Below are 26659 nucleotides of genomic sequence, written 5' to 3'. Positions count from 1 at the left end.
CGCGGAAACCAAGACGTGGATGCCCGGCACAAGGCCGGGCATGACGAGTTTGTGGAGGGATCGCGCGCATATCAGATAGCGCTGCCCGCAAGCCGGAGAGGGCGCGCAGTTCTTTCGCGGCTGCTGTTCGACCTGATCTCATCTTGCTCTGGCTATTTGTAGCTGTACGTCGTGCCGGCCGGCAGCGGCAGCACGGTCTCGCGCTGCATCTGGCTCTTCGGCCACACCACATAGGATTTGTCGTCGATATATTGCAGCACCACCGGGAACGAGCGCGCGTTCTGCCCGGCGTACTGCTCTCCCTCGCCGTAGAACTTCACGCCGTAGCCGAGCATGGTGCCGCCTTCGGGAATGTCGGTATCGAGCGCGGCCTTGCGCAGCGCATCCGGATCGACGCCGCCATACTTCTTGATCGCACGCGGCAGCACGTCGTCGAGGAAGACATAGGCGTTGGCCGCGCCGATGCCGACATGGGCGGAGCGGATCGGCACGCCGGGCTTGAGCTTGTCGAACTCCTCGCCGACCATCTTGATGACCGGCGGCAGCTTCGGGTCCATGCCTTTCTGGTTGGCAAGCCAGATCGAGATCGGATCGGTGTTGAAGAGATAGTTGGCATCGGCGCCGAGGCCTTCCTTCAGCTTCTCATAGACGCCATAGCCCGCGCCGTGGCCGACGATGGCGCCGAACTTGAGCCCCTGCTCACGCGCCTGCCGGAACAGCAGGGTGATGTCCGGATTGTAGCCGGTGTGGAAGATCACGTCGGGCTTGGCGCGCTTCAGCTTGGTGACCAGCGCCGACAAATCCGGCGCGGTCGCCGAATAGCCCTCCTTGAGCACGATGTTGAAGCCGGCCTTCTTCGCGCCGGCCTCGTTGCCCTTGGAGACGTCGACGCCATAGGCGCCGTCCTCATGGATGATCGCAACGCGCAGGTCCTTCGGCTCCTTACCGAACTTGGACAGCGAATATTGCGCGATGAAGTCGGTCGTCATCATGCCGTACTGGTTGCCGGCGGCCTGCGGGCGGAACACGTATTTGTAGTTCTTGCCGTCGAACACACCCGACGAGATGCAGGTCGTGATCCACATGAATTTCTTCATCTGGTCGACCCGGGCCGCCACCGGCACGCATTGTGCCGAGGAGAAGAAGCCCATCACCATGTCGACCTTCTCCTGCTCGAGCAGGCGGACGGCCTCGTTGATGGCGATGTCGGGCTTGCTCTGGGCGTCGGCATAGACCGCCTCGACCTTGTACCCCTCGACGCCGGTCTTGGCGTAATGGTCGAGCATGATCTTGACGCCGGTATATTGCAGCTCGGAGCCGCCGCCGGCCAAGGGGCCGGTCAGATCGAAGATCACACCGATCTTGATCTTCTTGTCCTGCGCCTGCGTTGGCGCAGCCACCCCCAATGCGGCGAGCGCGACAGACAGACCCGCGAGCCAGCGGGCGACCCTCCTGACCGGCATGAATCCCTCCCCAGAGATTGTGCACTGCATTTTTTGTTTTCGTGCCGCCCTATCACAGGGGGAGCGACCGATGATGTCAAGCGCGATGGCTGCGTCGCCACGGCGCAGGCTTGCGCAAAGTTTCGGCGGAACGGTGCCGACGCGCGGCATCAGGACGAGCCCTGATAATTCCGGATCCGCCTCGCCCTCAAAAGCTCACATGCTGACGGCCACGTGGATGGCACGGCAATGCCGGACCAAAGCGTCGTGCGAGACCACGAATGTCTTCAACGGCGTCTCGATGTCGTAGAAGTAGATGTTGGCCACGAAGCCATAAATGCCGGCGTCGATGGCCGTCGGCCTGTCGCCGTGCACATAGCCGTGCGCCGGGATCAAGCTCGCCAATGCCGTGAGATCGGCGAGCCCGCGGGCCATCGCGGCGTCCGGCTCGAAGCGGCCGATGCCCTGGTAATAATAGCGCCGGGCGTTGAACTCCTTGGCCTTCATCAAGCCGTCGTCGGTGAGGCCCGGATGCTCGCGCTTGAGCGCATCGCGGAACTGGGTCCAGTAGCGCTCGTCCTGCCAGCGCGAATAGGACATCACCCAGTAGAGATCGTCGAGCGTCCGCGTGACCAGGAGATTGGTCGTGCGCTGCGCCGGCGTCAGCGCGGCATCCAGCGTCACGCCATATTTTCCGGTGACATAGCCGAGGATGGTCTCGCTGTCGCCGACAGTATCGTCGCCATCGACGATATAGGGCAATTGCTGGCGCGGCGCCTTCGACGCATCAAAAATGTGCTCGTGCCGGAACGGCACGCCGGCGAGCTTCAGGAACGCGAAGACCTTCAGGCCATAACCATTGTTGTCGGCGACGCCGAACAACGGCGGATAGGAATAGAGCGTGAGCATGGCGGCTCCACGTTCAGGACTGGCGGCAGGCTACCGCAAAACCGGTCGATTGGAAACGTCAGGCGGCTAAGCTCCGTCAGGACAGAACAACGGCACGTACACGCCCTAGGCCGGCAGCTGCGTTTCGATGAACGCGGTGACGAAGCGCGGCATGGCGGGGGTGAGATCGGCGCGGCTGCGCACCAGATGGATGCCGGCAAGTTCGGGGTTCTGCTGGCGCGCGAGGTTGGCCTCGATCTTCGCGCGCAGCGCATCACCGGGCATATCGACACGCAGGATCTGCATCATCGCCAGCGCGACGCCGGTGTAGATGCAATGCCAGTCGGCATCGCCATGGCAATCCGCTGCCGTAAGGCCGGTCTCCTCCTCGAGCTCGCGCATCACGCTGCCGGCGATATCCACCGTCTCGCCCCTGATGTCGTCAAGATCGGGCGTGCCGGAGGGAAAGTAGATGCGTCCGGCGTTGGCCGTCTGCTCGCCCATCACCCCGCACACGAAGGCGCCGTCGCTTGCGAGCAGCGCGCCCATGCCGAAGCCGTTGAACACCTCCCGGTCCGGAAAGCCCCAGTCGCGCCAGGCCAGGAAGCTTGCGAAATCGGTCTCGAAATAGCTGGCGCTGAGCCGATCGCCGGCAAACACCGGATCGCGCCCGAGCAGGACGCGGCCGTTCCACAGGTTCGGGTTCAGCCGCTGCTGCTCGGCGAAATGCGCGTCGATCTCGGCGCGCCGCTGGTCGGCGAACGGCCAGGGACGCCGCGCCAATGCGAGGTCGAGCGCAGTGACGCGGCAAATGAGTGGAGACTCCATGTCCTTCATTTGGGCATGATCTCTTCGCAAAACCGCGTCACACTTTTGCGGATCATGCCTTACTTCGCGTTCCCGGTCGTCTTCTTGACCTGATCGACGAACTTGTTGGTGTAGGTCTTGGTGACGTCGATGCCGGCCTTCGCGACATCAGGCGAGCCTTCGCTGAACACGGCAAGCACGGCTTCGGCGCCCTTGGGATCCATCTTGCCGGTTTCCGAGTACATCGGGATCGTGTTCTTCAGCGCGGCCAGATACTGCTCCTTGTTCTTGCCGACGAGGTCTTCCGGCATCTTGGCCATGATGTCCTCGGCGGAATGCGAATGGATCCAGGCAAGCGTCGCCATGATCGCATTGGTCAGCGCCTGCACCTCCTTCTCGTGGCCATTGACCCAGGCCGTGGTCGAATAGAGCGCGCCGCCCGGATACTCGCCGCCGAACACCGCGAGCGTGTCGTGCTGGGTGCGGGTATCGCTGAGGATCTTGAGGTCCTTGTGGCTGCCTTGCAGCACGGTGACGGACGGATCGAGCATCACGGCTGCATCGATCTGGCCCTGCTCCATCGCCGCCACCGCGGTGGCGCCGAGGCCGACGCCGATCACGGCGGTGCCGGCCGGATCGAGGCCGTTCTTCTTCAGGAGATATTTCAGGAAGAAATCGGTCGAGGAGCCCGGCGCGCTGACGCCGACCTTCTTGCCGGCAAGATCCTTGATCGAGTTGATCTCGCCGGTGTGCTTCGGCGACACCACCAGCACCAGGCCGGGATAGCGGTCATAGACCACGAAGGCCTGCATCTCCTGCTTCTTGGCGGCGATATTGACGCAATGGTCGAAATAGCCGGAGACGACGTCGGCGCTGCCGCCGAGCACGGCCTTCAGCGCATCCGAGCCACCCTTGAGGTCGACCAGCTCGACCGCAAGCCCGGCCTTGTCATATTCGCCGAGCTGCTTGGCCAGCACGGTGGGCAGATAGCACAGGCAGGCGCCGCCCCCGACCGCGATGGTGATCTTGCTTTGCGCCGCGGCAAAACCCGTGGACAGGGTCAGCGCCAGCAGCGTTCCGGCAAGCCTGCCAAGCCATTTGTTCATGACGTCCTCCGTTCGACTGCCCGGCAAGATAGAGGAGGAGGCCAGGCTTGAGAAGGCGACTTTCCGATAACTGGCCAAGCCTGCGGCGGCAGCATAGCATTGCGAATACTGGAAAAGCCGAAGAAGCGCCAAGAATGCCTCAAGGCGAACATGCTGGATTGACACCCAACCTACATCTCTTCCGGCGATGCTTCCGCCGTCGTTAGCGAAGAGCTCGCGACAAAATTGCAAAGCAATCTTGCGCTGAAGCGACGAAGCAATCCATCGGTCTGCACATGCGGAGAGGGGATTGCTTCGCTTCGCTCGCAATGACGGAGAGGCGCGGCCCGCGCGCGTCGGTTCCATTACATGACAATTGACATATAATTCACTTGCCTCGCGTCTCGCCGCTCCATAATATGACGATCGTCATTTCATGGAGAGCAGGACCATGAGCCTGGACGATCACCCCACGGTCAGGGCCGTGCGTGCGCGCAGCAGCCGGCCGGTCCACGACGCCCCGGTTTCATCTGACGTCATCAAGCAGATCGCGCGGGAGTGCGGCGCCGACGACGTCGGCATCATCGAGTTCGAGCGCGCCGCCATCGCGCCGCAGCGCGACTTCATCCGCAAGGTCTACGGCCGGACGCGCTCCCTGCTCGCGATCGCCTGCCACATGAACCGCGAGCCGGTGCGCTCGCCGTCGCGCTCGGTCGCCAACGAGGAATTCCACGGCACCTACGACCACGTCAACGAAACCGCACGCGCGATCGTGCGCGCGCTCGATGCGCGCGGCATCCCGGCCTGCAATTCAGTCGCCGCCTTCCCGATGGAGATGGACCTGCCCAGGATCATGATGGTCCAGCACAAGCCGATTGCGGTGGAAGCCGGGCTCGGGCGGATGGGCATCCACCGTAGCGTCATCCACCCGAAGTTCGGCAGCTTCGTCCTGCTCGGCACCGTGCTGCTCGGATGCGAGGTCGACGCCCATGACGGGCCGATCGACTACAACCCCTGCCTGGAATGCAAGCTGTGCGTCGCCGCCTGCCCGGTCGGCGCCATCAAGCCGGACGGCGGCTTCGATTTCCTGTCCTGCCACACCCACAATTATCACGACTTCCTCGGCAACTTCACCCAGTGGGTGGAGAAGGTCGCGGATTCGAAGGACGCAAAAGACTATCGCGCCCGTGTTCCCCGCACCGAGACGCTGAACATCTGGCAATCGCTGTCGTTCAAGCCGGGCTACAAGGCGGCCTATTGCATCTCGGCCTGCCCGGCCGGCGAAGACGTGATCGGGCCCTTCCTGCACGATCGCGACGCGCATTTCGCAGACGTGGTGCAGCCGCTGATCGACAAGGACGAGTTCGTCTACGTGATCCCCGACACCGACGCCGAGGACACCGTGACGCGGCGCTTTCCGCACAAGAAGGCGCAGCGTGTGACGTCCGGCCGCCATACCGGCAGCCTCCAAGCCTACATCTTCTCGCTCTCGCTCGGATTCCAGCGCGGCCGGGCGCGAGGCCTGGATTTCGTCACGCATCTGCGCTTCACCGGCGCGAGCGCGCTCGACATGACGGTCGCGATCAAGGGCAAGGACCTTCAGGTGGTGCCTGGGCGTCATGTCGGAGAGGCGACCCTGACCATCACCGCCGATGCGCAGGCATGGCTGCGCGTGCAGAATCGCGACCTCGACCTTGCCGACGCGATCGAATCAAAGCTCGTGAGCTTTAACGACGAGAAGCTGTTCGCGGCTTATATGCGGTGCTTCCCGCTCTAGGCTAGCTGCGTAGGGTGGGTTAGCCGAAGGCGTAACCCACCATCTTCATTGCGGAACCTCGGCGGATTACGCTTGCGCTAATCCGCCCTACGATCTCCAAGCGCGTTGCTCACACCAACAGACCACCGCCATCCACCGCGAGGGTCTGCCCGGTGATGTAGCTGTTCAGCATCAGATAGACGTAGGCGGTGGCGGCCTCGTCCGGCGATGCGGCGCGCGGCAGCGGCAAGCCTGCCACATAACGGTGCACCCTCTCCTCCGGCATCTGCCCGACGCGCTCGGTGAGAATGAGCCCGGGGCACACGGCATTGACGCGGACCGGCGCAAGATCGACGGCAAGGCCGCGGGCGAGGCTCTCCATAGCGCCCGCCGCCGCGGTCACGAACGGCATGCCTTTTTGCGGGCGATGCGCCAGCAGGCCACCGGTCAGCGTGATCGATCCGTTCGCAGCGATCACGCGGCTGCCGTGCTTGACCGCCGCGAGCGAACCCCAGAAGCGCAGAGTGAGAGCCTCGCGTGCAGCAGCGAGATCGAGATCACGCGCCGCGCCGAACGCAGGCAGGCCCTGATCGCCTGCCGTGATCGCGAGGTGATCGAAGCCGCCGATGTCTTCGAAGAAGCGCGACACGCCGGCCTCGTCGCGCAGATCGACGGTCATGCCCGAAGCCCCCGGCAGCCGCGCCACCGCCGCGTCGACATTGGCCTGACTGCTGGAGGCGATCACCACCTCCGCGCCCCGCTCCTGCGCCAGCGCGGCGACGGCGAAGCCGATCCCCGACGATCCTCCGATTGCGATCACGCGTTTGCCGGCGAGCGACATCACGGCACCCGTCATGGCCGGTTCTCCGTGGCGCTCAAGCGAAATAAGCGGGGTGATCGATGTCGGCGAGCAGACCGGGCTGCTGCGGCTGCCAATCGAGCCGCGACCGCGTCCGCGCGCTCGACGCCGGCACATCGGCACCGGCGAACCTGCCGAGGAAACCGAAATGAGCGAGCGCTTCCTCCGGCGACTTCGATACCAGGGGAATGTTCAAGCGGCGCGCAATCACCTCGGCGATCGACCTGAACGGCACGCCTTCGTCGGCGATGGCATGGAAAGGGCCGCCTTCGACGCCGCGCTCGAGCGCGAGACGATAGAGGCGGGCCGCATCGAGGCGATGCACGCCCGGCCAGCGATTGAGCCCTTCGCCCACATAGGCGGAGACGCCCTTCTCGCGCGCAATGGCGATGAGGCGCGGCACGAAGCCGTGATCGCCATGGCCGTGCACCGACGGCGCGAGCCGGACGACGCCGGCGCGCACGCCGCGCGCCGCCACCTCGGTCGTGGCCGCTTCGGTCATGCGCGGCAAGGCGGGCGAAGGCGGATGCGGCGCGTCCTCCTCGGTGGCGACGCGGCCTTGCGCCATGGTCGCGACGCCCGACGTGGTGATCAGCGGCCGGTTCGATCCTGCAAGCACCGCGCCGAACGTCTCGATCGCACGCCGGTCATGCTCGGAGTTCTGGGCAAACCGCGAAAAGTCGTGATTGAAGGCGCAGTGGATCACCGCATCGGCCTGCGCGGCGCCGTTCTTCAGGCTGTCGAGATCCTCCAGCGTTCCGTAGTGAACTTCGGCGCCGGCGGCAGCGAGCGCTTCCGCGCCCTTGTCCGAACGGGTCATGCCGAGCACCTTGTGGCCGGCGGCAATCAGATCGTTCGTGACGGCCGAGCCGACCCAGCCGGTGGCTCCAGTGACAAACACACGCATCAGCAAGTCTCCAGGTTTTGCTTGGAGACAAATGGGTCGTTACGCTATCGTGGTAAAGTAGTGACCTTATCATGGTATAATGGCTAACAGGATGAGCGAACCGCTCGCGCATGAGAACCTGCTCGGCGCCTACCTGAAGGACCGCCGCAGCAAGCTCGATCCCGCCACCTTCGGCTTTCCGCCGGAGCGCCGCCGCACGCCGGGCTTGCGCCGCGAGGAAGTGGCGCAACGCGCCAACATCAGCGCCACCTGGTACACCTGGCTCGAACAGGGCCGCGGCGGCGCGCCGTCGGCCGATGTGCTCGACCGCATCGCGCGGGCGCTGATGCTGACGGATGTCGAGCGCGAGCACCTGTTCCTGCTTGGCCTCGGCCACACGCCCGAGGTGCGCTACCAAAAAAGCGAAGGCGTCACGCCGCGGCTGCAACGCGTGCTCGACGCGCTGGAGCCGCAGCCCGCCGTGATCCGGACCGCGACATGGGACATCGTGGCCTGGAACCGGGCGGCGACCGTGATGCTGACGGACTACGGATCGCTGCCGCCGCGCGAGCGCAACGTGCTCCGCTTCATGTTCCTCGATCCGCGCGTCCGCGCCGCGCAACATGACTGGGCAAGCGTGGCGCGCTTCGTGGTCGGCGCCTTCAGGGTCGACGCCGCGCGTGCCGGTGCTGCCGCCGAGGTGCAGCCGTTCGTCGATGAGCTCTGCCGGCTCAGCCCGGAATTCGCCGCGCTGTGGCGCGACAACGACGTGCGCACCCATGGCGAGGGCGTCAAGCAGCTCCGGCACCCGATCCTCGGCCCGGTCAAGTTCGAGTATTCCGCGTTCGCGGTCGATGGCCGGTCGGATCTCAGCATGATCGTCTACAATCCTGTCGACCCCGGTGTGACGGATAAGATCCGCGGGCTGATGAACGCGGCGCTAGTGACCGAACGCAGGTGACCGTGGCTGCGTTCACGTAACGAAACACGAATTGTATCGCGAGTTCGGCGCATCCTTTGGTATAGGTACCCCACCACCGACCCAACGGTGGATGGGAGAAGATAGCCATGAAAGCCTCGCCGCTCTTCGTCGCGGGTCTAGCTGTCGCGATCTTGTCGATTGCACCCGCAAATGCTGAGAACAAACCCGCACTCGCTAAACAGGCAACCTCGAGAGTACCCTGCTCCGTCTCCAGTAGCTGGCCCAATCCTACGCCGGTGGTTTGCTGGCCAGAGGGCGTCAACCGTTTCCACAACTTCAACGAATGTAGGGAATCCCTGCTCAAGTTTGGCCACGATACCAACGGCATTTCGTGGTGGTGCCACAGCCAGGGATACAAGACCTGACGCTTTTGCATCGAGAATGCAAAGAGGCCGCCAACGTTGGCGGCCTCTTTATGTTGCAGTCCGATGGACGCGCCCTTAGTCTCTCGCCGCCGCGGTCGGCCGCCACACCAGCAGCCGCTTCTCGACCATCGTCACGCCCATGTCGATCAGGATGACGAAGGCCGACAGCACGAACATGCCGGCGAATACGCCGGCAACGTCGAACACCCCTTCAGCCTGCTGGATCAGATAGCCGAGACCTGCGGCGGAGCCGAGATACTCACCGACCACGGCACCGACCACCGCAAAGCCGACCGAGGTGTGCAGCGAGGAGAACATCCAGGACAGCGCCGACGGCCAGTAGACGTGGCGCATCAGCTGCCGCTCGTTCATGCCGAGCATGCGGCCGTTATCGAGCACCGTGGTCGGCACTTCCTTGACGCCCTGGTAGACGTTGAAGAACACGATGAAGAACACCAGCGTCACGCCGAGCGCGACCTTGGACCAGACGCCGAGCCCGAACCACAGCGCGAAGATCGGCGCCAGCACCACACGTGGCAGCGCGTTGACCATCTTCACATAAGGATCGAACACCGCGGCGACGCGCGGCTGCCGCGCAAACCAGAAGCCGACCAGGATGCCGCCGGCCGAGCCGATCACGAAGGCGAGGATCGATTCCCACAGCGTGATCGCCAGATGCTTCCAGATCACTCCGCTCGAGAACCACTTCACAATCTGGCTGAAGACGTCGACCGGATTGGAGAAGAAGAACGGCGGCAGCAGCACCTTGCCGAACACCGGCACGGTCGAAAACAACTGCCACAGCGCCAGCGTAACGACGGCGACCAGAACTTGCAGGGCCAGCAATGTGATGCGCGACATCAGGCGGCTCCCGCCTGGGTCGACTGGACATAGCCCTTCATCACCTCGTCCTTCAGCACACCCCAGATCTCGCGGTGCAGGGCATGGAAATCCTTCTCCATCCGGACCTCGGCGATATCGCGCGGCCGCGGCAGCGTGATGCGCCAATCGCCGATGATGCGCGCGGAAGGGCCGGCCGACATGATCACGACCCGGTCAGCCAGCGCGATCGCCTCCTCGAGATCATGGGTGACGAACAGCACCGCCTTGCGATCGGCACTCCACAATTCCAAGAGCAGATTGCCCATGATCTGCCGGGTCTGGGCGTCGAGCGGACCGAACGGCTCGTCCATCAAGAGGATCTTCGGATCACGGATCAACACCTGCGCCAGCGCGACGCGCTTGCGCTGGCCGCCCGACAGCATGTGCGGATAGCGGTTGGCGAAAGCACCGAGCCCGACCGAGGTCAGCCATTTCTGCGCGCGCGAGAGAGCCTCGGTGCGCGGCGTGCCCCGGATCTCGAGCCCGATCGCGACGTTGTCGATCGCGGTCTTCCATGGGAACAACGCGTCGGCCTGGAACAGATAGCCGGCGTCACGGTTGAGGCCGTTCAGCGGCTTGTCGAAGATCCGCGCCGACCCGGCGGCCGGTTTCAGCAGCCCCGCGGTGACGTTGAGCAGCGTCGACTTTCCGCATCCGGTCGGGCCGACGATGGCGACGAACTCGCCATGCGCCACCGCAAGATTGGCCTGCTCGACCGCGGTATAGACGCGTCCGTCCGCCAACCGAAACGCCACCGTCGCCTTATCAAGCGCGACCGCCGTCGGCTCTGAATTCTCCACCGCGTGCCTCCCAATTTGCCGGATGGCTTAGCGGGTTGAACGGGCAAGTCAACGCAGGAAGATGGCGCATATGGCCGCTGACGCGGCGGTCACGCGGTTTTCAGCGCAGCCGGGTTGCGCGCTGCGCAACCGGGGTTGCACATTGATCCGACATCGTCGAGGCTGCCGGCCAAAGTGGCGAACAGGGAGACAGGTCATGCGGATCGCAGTGGTGGGGGCCGGCGGCGTCGGGGGCGGCTTTGGCGCGGCGCTCGCGCATGCCGGCGCCGACGTCACCTTTATCGCGCGCGGCGCCCACCTCGCCGCCATGCAGAGCGAGGGGCTGAAGGTTCAGGGCGGCCGCGGCGAAACCCATCTGGTCCCGACCCAGGCGACCGACGATCCCGCACGCGTCGGCCCGGTCGATATCGTGCTGTTCTGCGTCAAGCTGTGGGACGTCGAAAGCGCCGGCGAGCGCATCAAGCCGATGGTCGGTCCCGGCACCGCCGTGATCCCGCTCCAGAACGGCATCGACGCGCCCGACCGGCTGATCCCGATCCTCGGCCGCAACGCCGTGATGGGCGGCGTGGCGCAGATCTCAGCCTCGATCATCAAGGCCGGCGTGATCAACCAGGTCGGCACCTTCATGCGCATGATCTTCGGCGAGCTCGACGGCCGCATCACGCCGCGCGGCAAGGCGCTGCTCGAGCTCTGCCTGAAGGCCGGCTTCGACGCCACGCTGAGCGAGCAGATCAACACCGAGCTCTGGATGAAGTTCATTGGCCTCGCCACCAATGCCGGCATGACCGCGGTCACGCGCCAGCCGATCGGCAGGCTGCGCGACGATCCCGACCTGCGTCCGCTGTTCGTGTCGGCCTGCGAGGAGATCATCGCGATCGCCCACGCCAGCGGCATCAAGCTGCCGCCGGACCCGCTTGCCAAGGTGCTCGACTTCATCGGGCACGCGCCGCCGGCAATGAAGGCCTCGATGGCGCTCGACCTCGAGCGCGGCAACCGGCTCGAACTGCCCTGGCTGAACGGCAAGGTGGTCGAGCTCGGCCGCAAGCTCGGCGTGGCGACGCCGACGCACAGCATGCTCTATGCGGTGCTGAAGCCCTACACGATGGGCGCGCCGTCCTGACCGCGCTTCATCGCCGGCGCGGGAACGGCTGCTCCCGCGTCAGTAAGTGCGATGATGCCGTCCACGATACGTCCGGCGGCTCGGAGGCGGCGGCGGAGCGAAGAAGGGATTGACCGAGCACATCGCGCCACGGCCCGATGCGCTCGCCTGGCACTGCGGGATCGAGGTGAAGCTGCAATCGATGTAGTTTCCGCCGGCCGCCCGGCCGCCATAGACGTGCATGCACACCGGATAGTTCGGATCATAGGCCTGCCCGGCGGCAGGCCCGGTCAGGGTGACCGCAAACGCGGCGACCGCGAACAGCTTCAGGCGCATCGACGTCTCCTTGTCGTTCGGACCGTTTCCTCACAACTGCCAGAGTTAGTCAACAGCGCCAGCAACGCAACGGCCATGCGTATGCTCGCAGGCACGCGATCGAGATACGCAAGCGCGCTAGTTGCCGGGCTGGCGCTGTCGTTGCCGCCGCTCCTTCGGGGCCGTCTTGGGACCTTTGTAGAACGGATTGACCGAGCATGTCGCCGAACGTCCCGAGGCCGTTGCCTGGCACTGCGGAAGCGACGTGAAGCTGCAATCGACGTATTCGGGCGTCAGCCGGCCTTCATAGACTTCCATGCAGACCGGATAATTCGGATCGTACATTTGCGCGGTAGCGGGCCCGGCGATGCAAACGCCGACGGCGGCGATGATGGTGAATGTCAGGCGCATCGCATTCTCCTCGAGCCTGGTCCGGCACGCCGGGCGCGCTTCTATCGCTGCTCGTCGGCCGGCTTGCCGTCGCCTTCGCCGAGGCAGCGGATCATGAAGGCCGTGGTGTCCCGCGGCAGAACCTGTGCGGCACGCGCCTTGAGACGGCATTCGAGCTGCGCGATCTGGCGGGCCCGTTGCCGGTCCGACGGCAGCGTGGATTGCCGCAACCGGCGCAGCGTCATCGGCGAGCCGTCGGACTCAAAGCTCAGCTCGTACTTCTTGCCGCCCTGGTCGGTGGCGGCGCAGGTGATGGTGGACACCTGGCGCGTGATGAAACTGCCGACCTGACGGCAGGAGCCCGTCGACATCTCGACCAGCGGCACCGGCAGGCCGTCGACCCGCGGGCGGTCGCTCGACTTCAAGAGCATGCGGTCGACCGCGAGCTCGAACAGATTGTCCTGGGTGCGCTCGGTGCTCTCGCCGGAGAACGAGATGATGTGGCTCTTGTCGGCGGGATCGTCGAGCACCACGGTGAATTCGGAACGGCCGCGCAAGGTGTGGAAATAGGCGACGGCCTTGCAGGTGTAGTTGCGGCCCGCGACGGTGACGTTGCGGCAGGTGCCGGACATCAACGCATACAGGTCGACGTCGTAGACCGGGCCCGCGGCCATTGCGAGCGCAGGCCAGCAGGCGACGGCAGCCACAATCAATTGAGCGAAACGGGAGATCATGCTGAAGCGGTCGAAAACACGGTCGTTCGGGAGGTCCATGGCCCAAGGTCGCTGATTTCGACCGACTGTGCAACGATGAAGCAGGCCTAAATGTGGACACCCGCAAAACGCGCGGGGAACGCAACGCAATCCGTGCTGAAAGGCCGCGGCCCTGGCTGCTGGGGTTAGATCTGCGGGCCGGACAAGGTCACCTCGCGCTCGGCGCGGAAGACGTTGCTGTAGAGGTTCGCGATCCACTGACGGCCGCTTGCCGTCATGTTCAGGCAATTGATGGCGCCCTGGATGTGCGGCGCAACCATGTTCCAGTAGAACTGCGGATAGCGGTCGACGATATCGGCCGGCGATTCATAACCGAGCTGGCGGTTGATGCCGACTTCCTCGAACTCGTGATAGAGCGCGTTGGCTTTCCGGATGTAGTTGGGATCGCCGAGCTGCCCGATGAAATCGGCCGCCCGCACGATCGCCGCCTCGTCGTCATATTGCTGGCCTTCGGGCGCCGGAAACCGCGTGCCCTCGATGTTGCGCGCGACGCGCTCGCGATCGAGCGGAAGCACCGCCTCGAGCCTGTCCAGCACATAGAGCTTCGAGCGGTCGACATGATAGGGCATCAGGCCGGCATCCGACGAGCCGCGCGGCAGCACCACCTTGTTGCCGGCGGCATCGATGACGTAACCATCCGGCCCATCGCCCTTCAGCAAACCGCGCACATAGCCGATGTCGTGGGTCAGGCAGGCGATGATCGTGTGGGTGTAATCTTCGGCGGTGACGTGGGTGTGCAGCGCGCGGCCGCGGATGATGTCGTGCCCGGCGAGCGTGACCAGCATCGTGTGCTCGACATTGTGATAGAGCGCGTCGCTGTTGCCGATGCATTCCAGCGCGATACGCGCCGCAGCCGGCAGCAGTTCACCGAAGCGCGCCTGCGAAGCGCCGAAGGTGCGGCTGACCCAGGTGGCGAGAAACTTCTCCAAAGCACCCGCCGCCAACTCAGGTAACGTCATCATCGATGCAGCCCCAGACCGCGCAACGTTTCCTCGCCCGCCCCCGATCTCACGTCGTAGTTGGGGAGCAACTATAGCGTATCTGCGGGCGTGCGGCTACGCGCTGGCGAGCGTGTGATTCGCTCAGCCGTACTATCCCGGTCTTGTCGGCTGCGACACCAAAGTCGCTGATAATGGCATGAACCGTGCATGATTCGGTTCAGACCGGGTTAATCCTACGGATAAACACCATCATGCTTGTTACGCTCGTCGCCATCCTCTGCAATGCTCAGCTCTGCATGGAAAAGGTCGTCACCAACAGCGATCAATCCGGCATCACCATGGGCGCCTGCGCAGTGAATGCGCAGATCGGCATCGCCGATTGGCTCGCCAAGGGCCCGTACCATGAGTGGCACCTACAGAGTTATAAGTGCATCATGGGCAAATACGTACCCAAGAACGAAGTGTGATGTACGAGGTGTAGGACCTCACACGGCGGGCCGGTCGGGCCTCAGTTGCGCATCGAAGCAAACATCTTGTCGAACAGCGCCTCTGCTTTCGCGCGCAACGGATGAGCCTCGCACTCGGTCGCAAGCGCGATGCAGGCCTGCAAGGTGCGAACCAGTGGAGCCCGATCATCCTCGCTGGTCGCAGGTGCGATCACGGCTTCGTAATACAGGGCCTCGGCCTCCAGTCCGCGAAACCCCTGCTGCCGGGCTATGTTGCGGGCGTCGCGGACCATTCTCTGTGCGTCGGCCAATTCACCTCTCCGGCTGAGAGCCACGGCCAGGAACGCCGAACTGCGAACGACGGTCGAGGTGTAGCCCACCTCGCGCGCGGTCTCGCGCGCTTCCGATAGAATGGCGCAGGCATCGTCCACCCTGTCCTGCTCGAGGTAGGCCATACCGCGCTGGCTGCCGATGACCGGAGCGAAAATCCGCACGCCATGCTCCTGCGCCAGTGCAAACGCATCATCGAGCAGGATCGCTGCAGCCGCCGGATCCTGACGTGCAAGGATCAGGCTGCCGCCGCTATAGGCGGCCGCTACGCGGTCGAACGGACGTCCGCTTTCATCGGCGATTTCATCCGCCCGCCGCTGAAACGCCTCAGCCTCATCGAATTCCCCGAGCGCCGTGTGCGCGATCGCCTTCATCATGCAGCATACCAGGAGGAGATATTTTGGTGTGGTCCCGATCGGCGCACTGGGCTCGGGTCCCATCAATCGAGCGCAAGCGCGTCCGAGCGACTGTTCGGCTTCGCGATAACGACCACACAGATGGTAGGCCTGGCCAAGGCCGTATTCGGCGAGATTGAGCCATCCGACATTGCCCCATTCCTCCGCGAGATGAACCACCTGCTCGCCGGTGGCGACCGCGTCGACCGCCGCGCCGTAGAAATTCTGCGCCGCCGAGCGGATCGTCATCGCCGCGACCTTGCGCCCGATATCGCCGATGGAATCAGAGCGTCGCTCGGCCTCCTTTCCGAGATCGAGCCATTCCGAAACCCTGCCGGATCCCATGAAGGCCATCCGGGCCTCGATGCGCAAGTCGACGGCCTCGGCCTCCCGCTCATGGGAAATCGGCGTTCGGTCGAGCGCATCCATCGCAATCTCGAAATGCGTGGCCGCATCGGCGAATGCAGAGCGGCCGACGCATTTCCGGGCGATGATGCGTCCATAGGTAAAGGCCTTCGGCCAATCCTTCGCGCGCGTCGCATGATAGCAGAGCTTGTCGGGCTCCTCTCGCAGGCTGTCGTCACGTTCCAGCACCGAAAGAATGCGCGTGTGGATCCGTTCGCGCGTGCGCTGGACCATCGTGTCGTAGGTGACCTGGCGTACCATGTCGTGGCGGAACTCGAAGGATTCCCCGGAAAGGTCGCCTGCCCTGACGAACAGTTCGGCGCCGTCGAGTGTGGCGAGACAGCTCTGCAACAAGGCATCGGGAAGTTCGGCGGCGTCGCGGAGCGTACTCAAGGTCGAGCGCGGACCGAGCGCGGCCGCGGTCTGCATGAGCGAATGCTCCTCTCGCGACAAGCGGTCGAGACGCGACGCGATCACCCCCTGGATATTGGCAGGAATTCCCAATTCGTTGATCGGTTGCGCGAGGACCAGCGCGCCCCATTGTCCCTGGAGAACCTCGGTCTCCTTGAGGCCGCGACAGACTTCTTCGATGAACAGCGGGACATTGGCGGTGTGACGCATGATCCGGCTCTTCAGATCAAGCGTGGTCGCCGAGATTCCCAGAATTGCGTCGAGCATGGCCAATCCTGCCCCCTCCTCGAGGGGCCGCAGAACGACCCGCTCGGCAGAGCCTCGATCGACCCAATCCGGGAGGCCATTGGTCCGGCTGGTGATGATAATCAGCAGATTTCGGACGCGCAGCGACGCCAGGGCGGCCATCGCGGCATCGCTGGCGCGGTCGACCCAGTGGACGTCCTCGATCAGCAGCACCGTGGGCTTCTGCCACGCGAGCTTCTCGATCAGCGCGCAGGTGGCATCGCAGATCGCTCGCCCGCGCAACTGAGGCTCCAGCCGCTCCCAGTGCGCGTCCGCGATCGGCAGGTCGAGCACGGCATCGATCGCCGTTCGCATGACCGCGGGCAATCCCGACCGCAGATCCCCTCCGCTGCCGTGGGTGTAACTCCCCTTCGCGGGGCCGAGGACGGACAGCAACAATCGCTTGAGCGCCGCAAATGGCGAACTCTGCAAATTGGGACTGCATTCGGCTTCGACAATCTTCCAACCTTCGCCCTCGAGCTCCTGAACAAGCTCGTGGACCAGACGCGATTTCCCGATGCCGGGATCGCCGCTCAGACAAACGGTTCGGCCGTTGCTCCTCGCGGCCTCGGCGAAGTCCCTAAGTTGTTCGGTCTCTCCCAAGCGACCCACGAACCGGGAAACACTACGCGCCTTGCGCACACGCCAACTCGACAGATCGCTTGCTCCGACAACCCGATAGACCGGGGTCGGGTCCGCGAAGCCCCGCAGGTCCCGCGTTCCCAGGAACTCGAAGCGCACGTGTCCTTCGCAAAGCTTCTGGCAGGCCTCCGACGCGTAGATCTGACCGGCTTCCGCGACCGACTCCAGTCTGGCGGCAAGATGTTGCGCCGCACCACCGATCTCGTAGACCTTGGAGAATTCGCTGGCGACCACATACGTCACCACGAGACCGGAATGGAGCCCGACGCGGACCTGCAGGCTCGGATCGCCGAGGCTCTCCACCCGCCGGACCAGTTCGATGGCCGCGTGGCAGGCCAACGGTGCGTGGTTGTCGTCGGCGATCGGCGCACCAAAGACGGCTGCCAGGCCATCGCCCAGTTCCTTGCTGACAATACCGCCGAACTGGCGCACGGCAGCCCGCATCGCCACCAACGCAGGCTCGAGGCGCGACACCGCCTGCTCAGGTTCGAGCTCGGCAATGAGACCCGTCGACTGAACCACATCCGCGCGGAGAATTGTCACGAACTTCCGTTCGCTATCGGGGTCCACCATCCAGCCTGCTATTGCGGTTACGTCGGCAGACGCATTCCGAGCGGATGCTCGGCGGCCCTTCTGACAGGGATGTTAATCAATTGTGACGTAGCCGAACCGGTCGGACAAGCCCCCGCGAGACGTGTCATGTCAATGACATACCCGTCGTTCGGGCGCTCCCACAACGCGGTATTGCCAACCGCGCAACCTTGCGTAGACTTCCCGCGGTAGTGCCATCACGCTTTTGTTTCGAAAGGATCCCCGATTATGCCCACCAAATTCGGCGGCGCGATCTACAACAATCAGCAGTTCAAAGATCATATGAACCAGCTCTACCATCCGATCGACGCCATGAGAGCGAGCGTGGCCAAGCTCAAGGCCTCGAACCAGATCCACATGGCGACCATGGAGTACGGGCAGTATCAGCCGGTCTTGTCACCGCTGAAAGACTGGCCGTTCGGGGCCGGCCAGTACTGGACCAAGGAGATGGGGCAAGCCCGTCTCGATCTCACCAACCAGCCCAATACGACGCCGCTATCGTTGGACGAGCCCGACGTCGTCCCGCTGACACGATGTGCGTTGCTGGACGCCTGCCTTCGCAAGTGTTTCAACTCGGAACCGGATCCGATCTGCATCATTGTCGACGTCGAAGACCTGCCGACGGGCGCCAAGGTGCATGAGGTCAAGCTGGAATGGGAATATGCGGCAGACAGCCTCCGTCCGACCCTGCTTCGGTTCACGATGTGTTGCCCGCCCAAAACATCCTGATCAGGAAACACCCTGAACAAATCTGCCGCCGCTCGCGCGGCCTCAGACCTGTCGCAGTCGGGCAGCCCGCTGCTCGAAGGCTGCATGGTCGAGCCGCGTGAGGGCGCGGGCCTCGGCGGGAGCAAGATCGAGCTCCCGCGCGACTGCGCCGGGATCGGCGAGCAACCGCGCGCGCAATTCGTCGTCCAGCAGCGCCCTGCCGAGCAGCTCCTTCAATTGCCGGCTCGGTGTTGAAAGCGTGTCGACGTCCAATTGCCGCCCCCTTCCCGTCCCCGGCGCGCTACCCGTCCCGCCGGCCGCGCGCGACCAATGACGCTCCGAAACGAACCGCCTCGACCGCGTCGAGCGATTTGACACTTGGAACGGCTCCGTCCGAGAACCCGAGCAGCGCTTCGAGCATCTGGGCACCCGCGGCGCGGTGCAGCGCGTCCATCAACCGGTCCGGCGTTCGATCGGCATAGAAGATGCTCCTGGCCGCCTTGAGCAGGCGAACCCCGTCCTTGCGCGACGCCAGGCCCGCTCGCGCCGCACCCTCCATCCAGAATTCGAGATCGACCATCGGCACCGTCATCGCCTTCATGTCGAACGGCGAATAGACCAGGGCGACATCGGCGTCGCGGCGAACCGCGCTCCGGCGGAAATACTCGTACACCCAGCCGACCCCGATCATGCCGCAGCGGTCGAGCTCGGATGCGCGGAGCGCCCCCATGCTCGACGCGCCGATCACAGTCTTTCCGCGCGCGAGCAGACCCAGGATCTCCTTGGGCGACACCGACATGCTCTGGCCGAACTCGCCATCGAGGATCACGATGATGTCGTAGTCGTCGGCCATTGCGAGATCACCCCGCCGGACCGGGGGCGCATGGGCGGCAACTGCATGCTTGCGCAGCTCGGTCTCGCTGATCGATGGACCGGCAAACACGATCATCTTCAGCGAAGCCTGCGGATCGACCATCGGCACAGCGGTCTGGTTCATGTGATCTGCCGCAACGCCCGAGGCCCCAGACTCGCACGGCCGCCATGCTCAATGAAGAGCGTCCACGATTCGGCGCGCGGCACGACAACCCGTACCACCGGAATTCCGACCTCCGCCCGCGTGAGATCGAATGCGACGGCCTGATCGAACCCGGCGTTACGCATCCGGTCAATGATGAACTCGACGTCCTCGTTTACGGTGGCATGCTCGCGTGACGGAATCTCGCCGAAGCTGATCGCTGAATGACCGGGCTCCGGTGCGGGGCGCGGAACGGCGGATGCGTAATCCGGAATGTCCTCCCGGCCACCATGAATTCCGGTCACCCGCGATTGCGCGGCTTCGGTCAGCGCGCGGGTCAACGCGATACGCGCGTCGGGATGGGTGCCGGCCCCGCCATAGGCGACCGCGACACCCGCCGGACCATCCCGTTCGGTGATGATGCAGTCGATCGTCGGAATCCCGATCGCGGACGTCAAATTCCGCAGCTCGACCTCGATGCCGGCGCGCTGCATCTTGCGGACCAGCGCCGCCGCCTGACGGGGCAGGCTTCGAAGCGCGATCAGCGGCGCGTCCGCGGGCTCCGGCGATTGGCGGACGTCAAATCCGATCTCGGAGAGAGTTGCGGCCACTGCCGGCCCAACCAACGCTTCCGCCATCGCCAGCGCGGTCGTGTCGCGCTCGATCACCTCGCACAGCGCGTGGCAAAGCGCGTCGATCCTGGTGTTGCCGGAGGCGAGACCGTTGGTGCTCGAATAGAACAGCAGCGCCCCCAAATAGGGACGGTAAGGCGCCAGCAGGCAGTTGACCGGCACGTATGTGGGACAGCGACCGATCAGGTCGAACCCCTGTGCCCACTCCAGGCGCAGCTTCTCGCTATAATCGCGGACCGTCGGCACATGAATGTGACGCGGGTCCACACAAGCACCTTGTTCGCGCAGATTGGCGTGGGACGCGGCGGTTATCGGACCGTCGTACCATTCGGCCGCATGCCGCTCGACCGCCTCCATCAGCGCACCCGCATGAGCCTGGTCTCGCGTCGTCCCCTTGCCGCTGTAATAGGAGATGCCGGGTCCGGCATCGTGCGGCCGCACTGCCGTGAAGTTCGGAATGCCGATCCGGTCCAGGTCGGTCACGTCGGCGACCTTGGTGACGCCGATGATATCGAGGACGGCCCGCGCCCGCCGGATCGTGGCGGCCGGCTTGACGGAACGCTCCACGCCGGCGGCGCTGTACTTGAGTTCCCTGGCGCCGAGCCAGTAGTCGTAACTGCACTGATCGGCGCTCATCGCTGCCCTTCGCCGCCCTTCCGTCAACGCTGCCGACAGCATAATAGATCAGATGTGCACGCCACAACCGATCCGGTGACCAGGCGGCCCCCCTGGGAGGGACAGGACCGAATGCCCGCAACGCCGCTGATTGCCTACGCGCATGTCGGCAAGAGTTTTGACGATGGTCGCGTGGTGGCGGTCGACGACGTCTCGCTCGACGTGGCCGAGGGTGAATTCCTGGCTATCGTCGGCGGCTCCGGCTCCGGCAAGACGACGCTGCTGCGGCTGGCCAACCGCCTGATCGAAGCCGACCGAGGGCGGATCGCCGTCGAGGGCGACGATGTCAGCCGCATCGACCCGATCCAGCTGCGGCGGCGCATCGGCTATGTCTTCCAGAGCGGCGGGCTGTTTCCGCATCTTTCCGTCGCCGGCAATATCGGCATCACGCCCAAGCTGCTCGGCTGGCCGCAGGCGGAGATTTCGGCGCGGGTCGACGAACTGCTCGACCTGGTGCGGCTCGACCGCGCACAATATCGCGACCGGCTGCCGCACGAGCTGTCCGGCGGCCAGCGGCAGCGCGTCGGCGTCGCGCGTGCGCTGGCGGCGAAGCCGCGCATCGTGCTGATGGACGAGCCGTTCGGCGCGCTCGATCCGCTGACCCGCGACGCGCTCGGCGACGACTACCGGACGCTGCACCGCGCGCTCGGCCTGACCACGGTCATGATCACCCACGACATGACCGAGGCGCTGCTGCTGGCCGACCGGGTCGCTGTGATGCATGGCGGCAAGCTGCTGGCGCAGGGCACGCCCGCGGAACTGTCGGCCAGCACCGACAGCTATGTCGGCGAACTCTTGCGCACGCCGCGGCGCCAGGCGGAGCGCCTGGGCGCATTGCTGCCGCGGGACGGCACGGCATGAGCCCGTCGGCCGATCCACGCTGGAGCGAGGCGCTTGCACATCTGCCCGATTATCTCGGCAGTCATGTGCGGGTCAGCGTCACCGCACTGGCGCTCGGGCTTCTGGTCAGCCTGCCGCTCGCGATCGCCGCCCGCAACCGGCCGGTGTTGCGCACGGCGCTGCTCGGGCTTGCCAGCGTCGTGCAGACGGTGCCCGGCCTCGCGCTGCTTGCGCTGTTCTATCCGCTGTTGCTGGCGCTCGCTGCGCTGACCGCGACCTGGCTCGGCTTCAGCTTCTCCGCCTTCGGCTTCCTGCCCGCGGTGCTGGCGCTCGCGCTCTATTCGATGCTGCCGGTGTTGCGCAACACCATCACCGGGCTATCCGGCGTCGACCCCGCCGTGCTGGAGGCCGCCCAGGGCGTTGGCATGACGCCACGGCAATCGCTCACCATGGTCGAACTGCCGCTGGCGCTGCCGGTCATGATGGCGGGGATCCGCACCGCCGCGGTGTGGGTGATCGGCACCGCGACGCTGTCGACGCCGATCGGCCAGACCAGCCTCGGCAACTACATCTTCGCGGGACTGCAAACCCAGAACTGGGTGTTCGTGCTGTTCGGCTGCTTCGCCGCCGCGGTGCTCGCGCTGGTCGTCGACCAGTTGCTGGCGCTGATCGAGAACGGCCTGCGCAACCGCAGCCGGACCCGCACCGCGTTCGGCGGGCTCGGCATCGCGGCCCTGATCGCGGTGACGCTGGTGCCCGCGCTCGCGCGTCCGCATGCGCGCTATGTGGTCGGCGCCAAGACATTCACCGAGCAATATGTGCTGTCGGCGCTGCTCGCACAGCGCCTGCAATCGGCCGGACTACCGGCCACCACCCGCGCCGGCCTCGGCTCCAACGTGATCTTCGACGCGCTCGCAGCCGGCGATATCGACGTCTATGTCGACTATTCCGGTACGCTGTGGGCCAACCAGTTCCACCACACCGACGTCAGGCCCCGCGCCGAGCTGCTGGGCGAATTGAAGACGACGCTCGGCAAGCAGAACATCACGCTGTTCGGCGAGCTCGGCTTCGAGAATGCCTATGCGCTGGTGATGCCGAGAAAGCGCGCCGACGAGCTCGGCATCCATTCGATCGCCGACCTCGCGTCGCGCGCCGCGACGATGTCGATCGCCGGCGACTATGAGTTCTTCTCGCGGCCGGAATGGGCCGGCATCCGGAAGGCCTATGGGCTGACATTCCGCGCCCAGCGGACGATGCAACCGGATTTCATGTATGCCGCGGTCGCCTCGGGCGAGGTCGACGTCATCGCCGGCTACACCAGCGACGGGCTGATCGCGAAATACGACCTCGTCACGCTCGCGGACGACAGGCACGCGATCCCGCCCTATGACGCGATCGTGCTGCTGTCGCCGCAACGGCGCGATGACGAGGCCTTCAAGGCGGCGCTGCAGCCGCTGCTCGGCAAAATCGGCATCGCCGCGATGCGCGAGGCGAACCTGCGCGCGTCAGGCAATGACGCATCATCGTCGCCCGACGCCGTGGCGCGCTGGCTGTGGGAGAAGGTCGGGCCAAAATAGGACCACACCGTCATTGCGAGGAGCGGCAGCGACGAAGCAATCCATTGCTCCACATACGCGGATATATCGATTGCTTCGCTCCGCTCGCAATGACGAAGATTCAGGCCCTCACCTCTTGCCGCTGGAACAGGACGTAACCCGCGACGAACAGCACGATCGTGCAGGCGATCAGGCCGACCGTCTGCGGCCAGGCGATCATCACGCTCTGGCCGAACGGCAGCGGGGCGCCCATCACCGCACCGCGGATCTGGTCGAGGAACACCGGGCCGAGCGTGCGCGTGGTCGGCGACAGTACCGCGAGCGTCGCCTCGCCGAACAGATCGTTCGGCGAGAAGCGCTGCAACTGCAGGGTCCAGATCGCGGTGCCCGGCGTATCGAGGCCAAGGGCGGCAAAGCGCGGATCGGGCGGCACGATGGCCTGCGCGATCGCCGGCGCCAGCATCGGCCATAGCACGGTCAGGAACAGCCAGATCCCGAGCGCGACCAATGCCGCGGTCGCCGGCGAGCGGAACACGATCGAGAGCAGCATCGCGAGCGACAGCCAGACCCCGGCATAGAACACCGCAATCACCAGGAAGGCGAGCGAGCGGGCGATCTCCTCGCCGCCCGGCGGCACGCCGAGGAAGATCAGGCCGAGCCCGATCACCAATAGCCACAGCGCAGTCAGGCTGATCGCGATCGTCGCAAGCCCGGCGAGATATTTGCCGAGCAGCAGCGCATCGCGATAGATCGGCTGCGCCAGGATCCGCGACAGCGTGCGGCGGTTGTGCTCGCTGTTGATCAGGTCGAAGCCGAGCCCGATCGCCATCAGCGGGATCAGGAAGCCGAGGACGGCGACGAAGGACGGCAGCGGCGCCTGGCTCACCGTGAACAGCCGCAGCAGCAGGAACGGATCCTCCGCCGTGTTCTGGCGCAGCGCCACGATCGCCTCGTAGAGCGCCGCCATCGCCGTCAGCACGATCAGGAGCTCGAGCATCAGCATGCGGACGCTCGAGATGTTGTCCGACAGCTCCTTGACGAAGACCGCGCCGACGCCCTGGAATGCTGAACCTTCACGCCGCATCGCGTACGCCTCCTGACGGGGGGACCTGGAAGCAACGAGCGTAGATCGCCTCTAAGCTCGGCTCGTCGACCGAGAGCCGCCGCAGCGCGCCGTTGGCCGCGACCACCGCGCGCGCCGCATCGGCCCGCACGTCGCGGTCGGCGGTCATGCGGAAGCGGTCGTCGGCGAGCGTCTCGACATTGCCGACGCCCGGGATCGCGGCAAGCCGCCGGGCAATCCCGGCGCCGTCGGCCTCGACCTCGACGACGAAGCCCGCGCCCAGCACCTGGACCGAGAGCTCGGCCACCGAGCCCATCATCGCGATCCGCCCGGCACGGAACAGCGCGACGCGATCGCAGACCCGCTGCACCTGGTCGAGCATGTGCGAGGACAGCAGCACGGTCACGCCCTCGGCCTTCAATTCCCTGATCAGGTCGAGGAATTCGATCGTCGCCTGGGGATCGAGACCCGAGGTCGGCTCGTCGAGGATCGCGATCTCGGCGCGCTTGACGATGATCTCGGCAAGCCCGAGCCGCTGCCGCATGCCGCGAGAGAAGGTCGCGACCCGCTTGTCGGCGACCTCGACGAGACGCACCCGGGTCAGTGCCGCCGCGATCCGCCGCGAGCGCTCGGCCATCGGCAGCCCCATCAGCTTGGCGGCGTAGGCGAGGTTCTCCACCGCCGACAGATGGTCGTAGAAGCCGACCGCGTCGGGCAGATAGCCGACGCGGCGCTTGACCTGCAACGGCTGGCGCGCCGGATCGAAGCCGAGCACGCTGACCCGGCCGGCCGAGATCTCGGTGAGGCCGAGCATCATCAGGATGGTCGTGGTCTTGCCGGCGCCGTTCGGGCCGAGCAGCCCGAACACCTCGCCCTTGGCGATGTCGAAGTTGATGGCGTCGACAACGCTGGTCTTGCCGTAGCGCTTGGTAAGATCGCGCGCTGCGATCACGGCCTCCGGCCGGATCGCAGCATTGTTGGTCTGCTGTTCGCTCATCGCCGTCCGAACCTCGCGACAGCACCGAGCATCAACAGCAGCGCGACGCCGATCACGCCGGCTCCGGCCATGCCCCAGACGGTGGACGTGCTCACAGTGACGCGGAACTGGCTCGATGCCGTCTCGCCGCGCGAGGCGGCGCGCATCGCGACCTGGTAATCGCCGGCGAGCGATTTGTCGCTCGGCGTCACCAAAGCCTGCACCTCGGTATCCTTGCCGGGCACCAGCCGCTCGATCTTGGCGGGCTGGAACGTGACCTTCCAGCCGCTCGGCGCGGTCGCAGAGAGCTCGATATTGTCGGCCGGCGCGGTGCCGCTGTTGGTGACGACGACCGGGATCGTGCTCTGCTCGGCCGCGACCGCCCGCGCGCTCAGCAGCCCGTCACGACCGGAGAGCTGAAGCTGCGGCTGGCCGGCTACGTCGAGCGCCACCTCGGTCTGCGCGCTGGCATCCTCGGCATTGACCGTGACCTTGACCGGGAAATGCCCGGCATCGATCGCACTCGGCGGCCGTACCTTGAGCTTGATGTCCTTGGACTGCCCGGCATCGATCGGGATCGAGGACAGTTCCTGGGTGCCATAGGCCTCGGTGAACGAGGTCTCGAAATTCTGCGGCGCCGCCGCAGCAAAGCTTGCGACCAGGTTGCGGCCGCTGTCGTTCTTGATGGTCAGCGTGTATTCGAAGTTCGATTTCGGGCTGCCGCGCAATTCGGGAAGCTTGGACGACACCGTCAGCTTCGCCGGCAGTTCCTTGGCGAGCGCGACCACGATCGGCAAGGTTGCCGTGCTGCCCTGCCCTTCGGCCTTCACCGTCAAGGTCTGCTCGGCGAGCGACGCGTTGGCGGGCACGTCGAGCCGAAGCTGCAGCGGCACGCCGGAATCGGGCGCCGGCATCGCGGCCGCGACCGGCTGGCCGCCGCCGAGCAACGTCGCGGTCCAGCCGCTCGGCACGCCCTCGACCGAAAGCTTGTAGCGTTGCGGACCGAGATCGTAATTCTGCAAACGCAGCGAGATGTTGGAAGTGGTGCCGGGCCTGACGGTGACGGCCGGATAGTCCGTCATCATGTAGAGCCCCTTGATGTCGTGAGGCGGCTCTGCGGCATAGGCTGAGGGAAGCGCGAGGGGAGTAGCAAGTCCGAAGGCGACGACAAGGCGCGCAACATCGAGCGCTCGCATGGGCAAACACTCCTGCAAGAAGGGCGGGATTGGCTGAGTTGACGCTGCGCGCCGATGAACATCGTGGCAGCGACGCGACAGATCATCGAGCCAATCGTGACGAAATCTCGGCAGAGCAATTACAAATGAGTAATGCTCGCGACTTCGCGCAGGCGACCTTCGTCTACCGCCATTAGTCTAGTTCGAGATGCGATCGCCCTGATGTGCGGATTGGTCGTTGCAA

At 65.2% G+C, this 26659-nt stretch carries 28 protein-coding genes; 9 read left to right on the top strand and 19 right to left on the bottom strand.

Annotated elements, in window-relative coordinates:
- Window positions 1-152: 152 nt before the first annotated feature.
- The 4 genes from BI327_RS39145 to BI327_RS39130 all read right to left on the bottom strand — a co-directional run bounded on the left by BI327_RS39145 (window position 153) and on the right by BI327_RS39130 (window position 4243).
- The gene (locus tag BI327_RS39145; protein WP_076866978.1) at window positions 153-1463 is read right to left on the bottom strand and encodes an ABC transporter substrate-binding protein; all 1311 of its coding nucleotides are present in this window, start codon (window positions 1461-1463) and stop codon (window positions 153-155) included.
- 195 nt (window positions 1464-1658) lie between these two features.
- Entirely contained in the window at window positions 1659-2351 is a 693-nt protein-coding gene (locus tag BI327_RS39140) for a glutathione S-transferase family protein (RefSeq protein ID WP_076866977.1), read from the bottom strand.
- 105 nt (window positions 2352-2456) lie between these two features.
- Window positions 2457-3158 (bottom strand): NUDIX hydrolase, encoded by a 702-nt coding sequence (locus BI327_RS39135; RefSeq protein WP_076867020.1) that lies wholly within the window; start codon window positions 3156-3158, stop codon window positions 2457-2459.
- A gap of 59 nt (window positions 3159-3217) precedes the next feature.
- On the bottom strand, window positions 3218-4243 hold the full coding sequence (locus tag BI327_RS39130; RefSeq protein WP_076866976.1) for an ABC transporter substrate-binding protein: 1026 nt from the start codon (window positions 4241-4243) through the stop codon (window positions 3218-3220).
- A gap of 430 nt (window positions 4244-4673) precedes the next feature.
- Here BI327_RS39130 and BI327_RS39125 point away from each other — a divergent pair, with 430 nt between their 5' ends.
- Window positions 4674-5999 (top strand): 4Fe-4S binding protein, encoded by a 1326-nt coding sequence (locus BI327_RS39125; RefSeq protein ID WP_076866975.1) that lies wholly within the window; start codon window positions 4674-4676, stop codon window positions 5997-5999.
- A 109-nt stretch (window positions 6000-6108) separates the two neighbouring features.
- Here BI327_RS39125 and BI327_RS39120 read toward each other — a convergent pair whose 3' ends face one another.
- Window positions 6109-6834: an SDR family oxidoreductase gene (locus BI327_RS39120; RefSeq protein ID WP_210191247.1), complete on the bottom strand. Its 726-nt coding sequence runs from the start codon at window positions 6832-6834 to the stop codon at window positions 6109-6111.
- Window positions 6835-6853: 19 nt separating this feature from the next.
- Window positions 6854-7744: an SDR family oxidoreductase gene (locus BI327_RS39115; RefSeq protein WP_076867018.1), complete on the bottom strand. Its 891-nt coding sequence runs from the start codon at window positions 7742-7744 to the stop codon at window positions 6854-6856.
- A gap of 91 nt (window positions 7745-7835) precedes the next feature.
- On the opposite strand from BI327_RS39115, the gene BI327_RS39110 reads away from it, so the two are divergent.
- Window positions 7836-8684 (top strand): helix-turn-helix transcriptional regulator, encoded by an 849-nt coding sequence (locus BI327_RS39110; protein ID WP_076866974.1) that lies wholly within the window; start codon window positions 7836-7838, stop codon window positions 8682-8684.
- 107 nt (window positions 8685-8791) lie between these two features.
- Window positions 8792-9070, top strand: a complete 279-nt coding sequence (locus BI327_RS42105) for a hypothetical protein (RefSeq protein ID WP_143271781.1) — start codon at window positions 8792-8794, stop codon at window positions 9068-9070.
- Between the two features lie 75 nt (window positions 9071-9145).
- Here the strand turns inward: BI327_RS42105 and BI327_RS39105 are convergent, their stop codons facing one another.
- Together BI327_RS39105 and BI327_RS39100 are read right to left on the bottom strand one after the other, a co-directional pair.
- Window positions 9146-9931 carry an ABC transporter permease gene (locus BI327_RS39105; RefSeq protein WP_076866973.1) on the bottom strand — a complete coding sequence of 262 codons (786 nt, stop codon included), beginning with the start codon at window positions 9929-9931 and terminating at the stop codon, window positions 9146-9148.
- On the bottom strand, window positions 9931-10752 hold the full coding sequence (locus BI327_RS39100) for an ABC transporter ATP-binding protein (RefSeq protein WP_076866972.1): 822 nt from the start codon (window positions 10750-10752) through the stop codon (window positions 9931-9933). The genes BI327_RS39105 and BI327_RS39100 overlap by 1 nt, the downstream gene beginning before the upstream one ends.
- 196 nt (window positions 10753-10948) lie before the next feature.
- On the opposite strand from BI327_RS39100, the gene BI327_RS39095 reads away from it, so the two are divergent.
- Window positions 10949-11872 (top strand): ketopantoate reductase family protein, encoded by a 924-nt coding sequence (locus BI327_RS39095; protein ID WP_076866971.1) that lies wholly within the window; start codon window positions 10949-10951, stop codon window positions 11870-11872.
- Window positions 11873-11911: 39 nt separating this feature from the next.
- Here the strand turns inward: BI327_RS39095 and BI327_RS39090 are convergent, their stop codons facing one another.
- From BI327_RS39090 to BI327_RS39075, 4 genes are all read right to left on the bottom strand, one after another.
- Window positions 11912-12187, bottom strand: a complete 276-nt coding sequence (locus BI327_RS39090; protein WP_076866970.1) for a DUF3551 domain-containing protein — start codon at window positions 12185-12187, stop codon at window positions 11912-11914.
- A gap of 117 nt (window positions 12188-12304) precedes the next feature.
- Window positions 12305-12577: a DUF3551 domain-containing protein gene (locus tag BI327_RS39085; RefSeq protein ID WP_076866969.1), complete on the bottom strand. Its 273-nt coding sequence runs from the start codon at window positions 12575-12577 to the stop codon at window positions 12305-12307.
- A 41-nt stretch (window positions 12578-12618) separates the two neighbouring features.
- A complete protein-coding gene (locus tag BI327_RS39080; RefSeq protein ID WP_245335066.1) occupies window positions 12619-13329 on the bottom strand; it encodes a hypothetical protein in 711 nt (236 codons plus the stop codon).
- A gap of 125 nt (window positions 13330-13454) precedes the next feature.
- Window positions 13455-14291, bottom strand: coding sequence for a metal-dependent phosphohydrolase (locus tag BI327_RS39075; RefSeq protein ID WP_076866968.1), 837 nt, complete (start codon window positions 14289-14291; stop codon window positions 13455-13457).
- Window positions 14292-14521: 230 nt separating this feature from the next.
- Here BI327_RS39075 and BI327_RS39070 point away from each other — a divergent pair, with 230 nt between their 5' ends.
- Entirely contained in the window at window positions 14522-14737 is a 216-nt protein-coding gene (locus BI327_RS39070; RefSeq protein ID WP_076866967.1) for a hypothetical protein, read from the top strand.
- Between the two features lie 41 nt (window positions 14738-14778).
- On the opposite strand, the gene BI327_RS39065 is transcribed toward BI327_RS39070, so the two are convergent.
- Entirely contained in the window at window positions 14779-17757 is a 2979-nt protein-coding gene (locus BI327_RS39065) for an ATP-binding protein (RefSeq protein WP_076866966.1), read from the bottom strand.
- Window positions 17758-18003: 246 nt separating this feature from the next.
- Between BI327_RS39065 and BI327_RS39060 the strand changes: the two genes are divergently transcribed.
- Window positions 18004-18504 carry a hypothetical protein gene (locus BI327_RS39060; protein WP_076866965.1) on the top strand — a complete coding sequence of 167 codons (501 nt, stop codon included), beginning with the start codon at window positions 18004-18006 and terminating at the stop codon, window positions 18502-18504.
- A gap of 42 nt (window positions 18505-18546) precedes the next feature.
- Here the strand turns inward: BI327_RS39060 and BI327_RS42100 are convergent, their stop codons facing one another.
- From BI327_RS42100 to BI327_RS39050, 3 genes are read right to left on the bottom strand one after another with little or no spacing between them, the layout of a single operon-like run.
- On the bottom strand, window positions 18547-18756 hold the full coding sequence (locus BI327_RS42100) for an Os1348 family NHLP clan protein (RefSeq protein WP_143271780.1): 210 nt from the start codon (window positions 18754-18756) through the stop codon (window positions 18547-18549).
- Between the two features lie 28 nt (window positions 18757-18784).
- Window positions 18785-19480: a TfuA-like protein gene (locus tag BI327_RS39055; RefSeq protein ID WP_076866964.1), complete on the bottom strand. Its 696-nt coding sequence runs from the start codon at window positions 19478-19480 to the stop codon at window positions 18785-18787.
- Window positions 19477-20808, bottom strand: coding sequence for a YcaO-like family protein (locus tag BI327_RS39050; protein ID WP_083742401.1), 1332 nt, complete (start codon window positions 20806-20808; stop codon window positions 19477-19479). The genes BI327_RS39055 and BI327_RS39050 overlap by 4 nt, the downstream gene beginning before the upstream one ends.
- A gap of 69 nt (window positions 20809-20877) precedes the next feature.
- Here BI327_RS39050 and BI327_RS39045 point away from each other — a divergent pair, with 69 nt between their 5' ends.
- The gene (locus BI327_RS39045; protein ID WP_076866962.1) at window positions 20878-21666 is read left to right on the top strand and encodes an ATP-binding cassette domain-containing protein; all 789 of its coding nucleotides are present in this window, start codon (window positions 20878-20880) and stop codon (window positions 21664-21666) included.
- Entirely contained in the window at window positions 21663-23222 is a 1560-nt protein-coding gene (locus BI327_RS39040) for an ABC transporter permease/substrate-binding protein (protein ID WP_076866961.1), read from the top strand. Before BI327_RS39045 ends, BI327_RS39040 begins: the two co-directional genes overlap by 4 nt.
- 100 nt (window positions 23223-23322) lie before the next feature.
- Here the strand turns inward: BI327_RS39040 and BI327_RS39035 are convergent, their stop codons facing one another.
- Genes BI327_RS39035 through BI327_RS39025 form a run of 3 tightly spaced genes read right to left on the bottom strand, consistent with a single transcriptional unit; the run spans window position 23323 to window position 26436 of the window.
- Window positions 23323-24285 carry an ABC transporter permease gene (locus BI327_RS39035; RefSeq protein WP_076866960.1) on the bottom strand — a complete coding sequence of 321 codons (963 nt, stop codon included), beginning with the start codon at window positions 24283-24285 and terminating at the stop codon, window positions 23323-23325.
- Window positions 24275-25261 (bottom strand): ABC transporter ATP-binding protein, encoded by a 987-nt coding sequence (locus tag BI327_RS39030; protein ID WP_076866959.1) that lies wholly within the window; start codon window positions 25259-25261, stop codon window positions 24275-24277. Before BI327_RS39030 ends, BI327_RS39035 begins: the two co-directional genes overlap by 11 nt.
- Entirely contained in the window at window positions 25258-26436 is a 1179-nt protein-coding gene (locus tag BI327_RS39025; protein WP_076866958.1) for a COG1470 family protein, read from the bottom strand. The genes BI327_RS39030 and BI327_RS39025 overlap by 4 nt, the downstream gene beginning before the upstream one ends.
- A 29-nt stretch (window positions 26437-26465) precedes the next feature.
- On the opposite strand from BI327_RS39025, the gene BI327_RS42555 reads away from it, so the two are divergent.
- Complete coding sequence (locus BI327_RS42555; protein ID WP_159450526.1) at window positions 26466-26612, top strand: hypothetical protein; 147 nt, start codon at window positions 26466-26468, stop codon at window positions 26610-26612.
- The last annotated feature ends 47 nt before the right edge of the window (window positions 26613-26659 follow it).

The sequence above is a fragment of the Bradyrhizobium mercantei genome (assembly GCF_001982635.1).
Lineage (GTDB): Bacteria > Pseudomonadota > Alphaproteobacteria > Rhizobiales > Xanthobacteraceae > Bradyrhizobium > Bradyrhizobium mercantei.
Note: the sequence above shows the minus strand (reverse complement) of the source record. Positions and strands in the feature narration are given on the sequence as shown.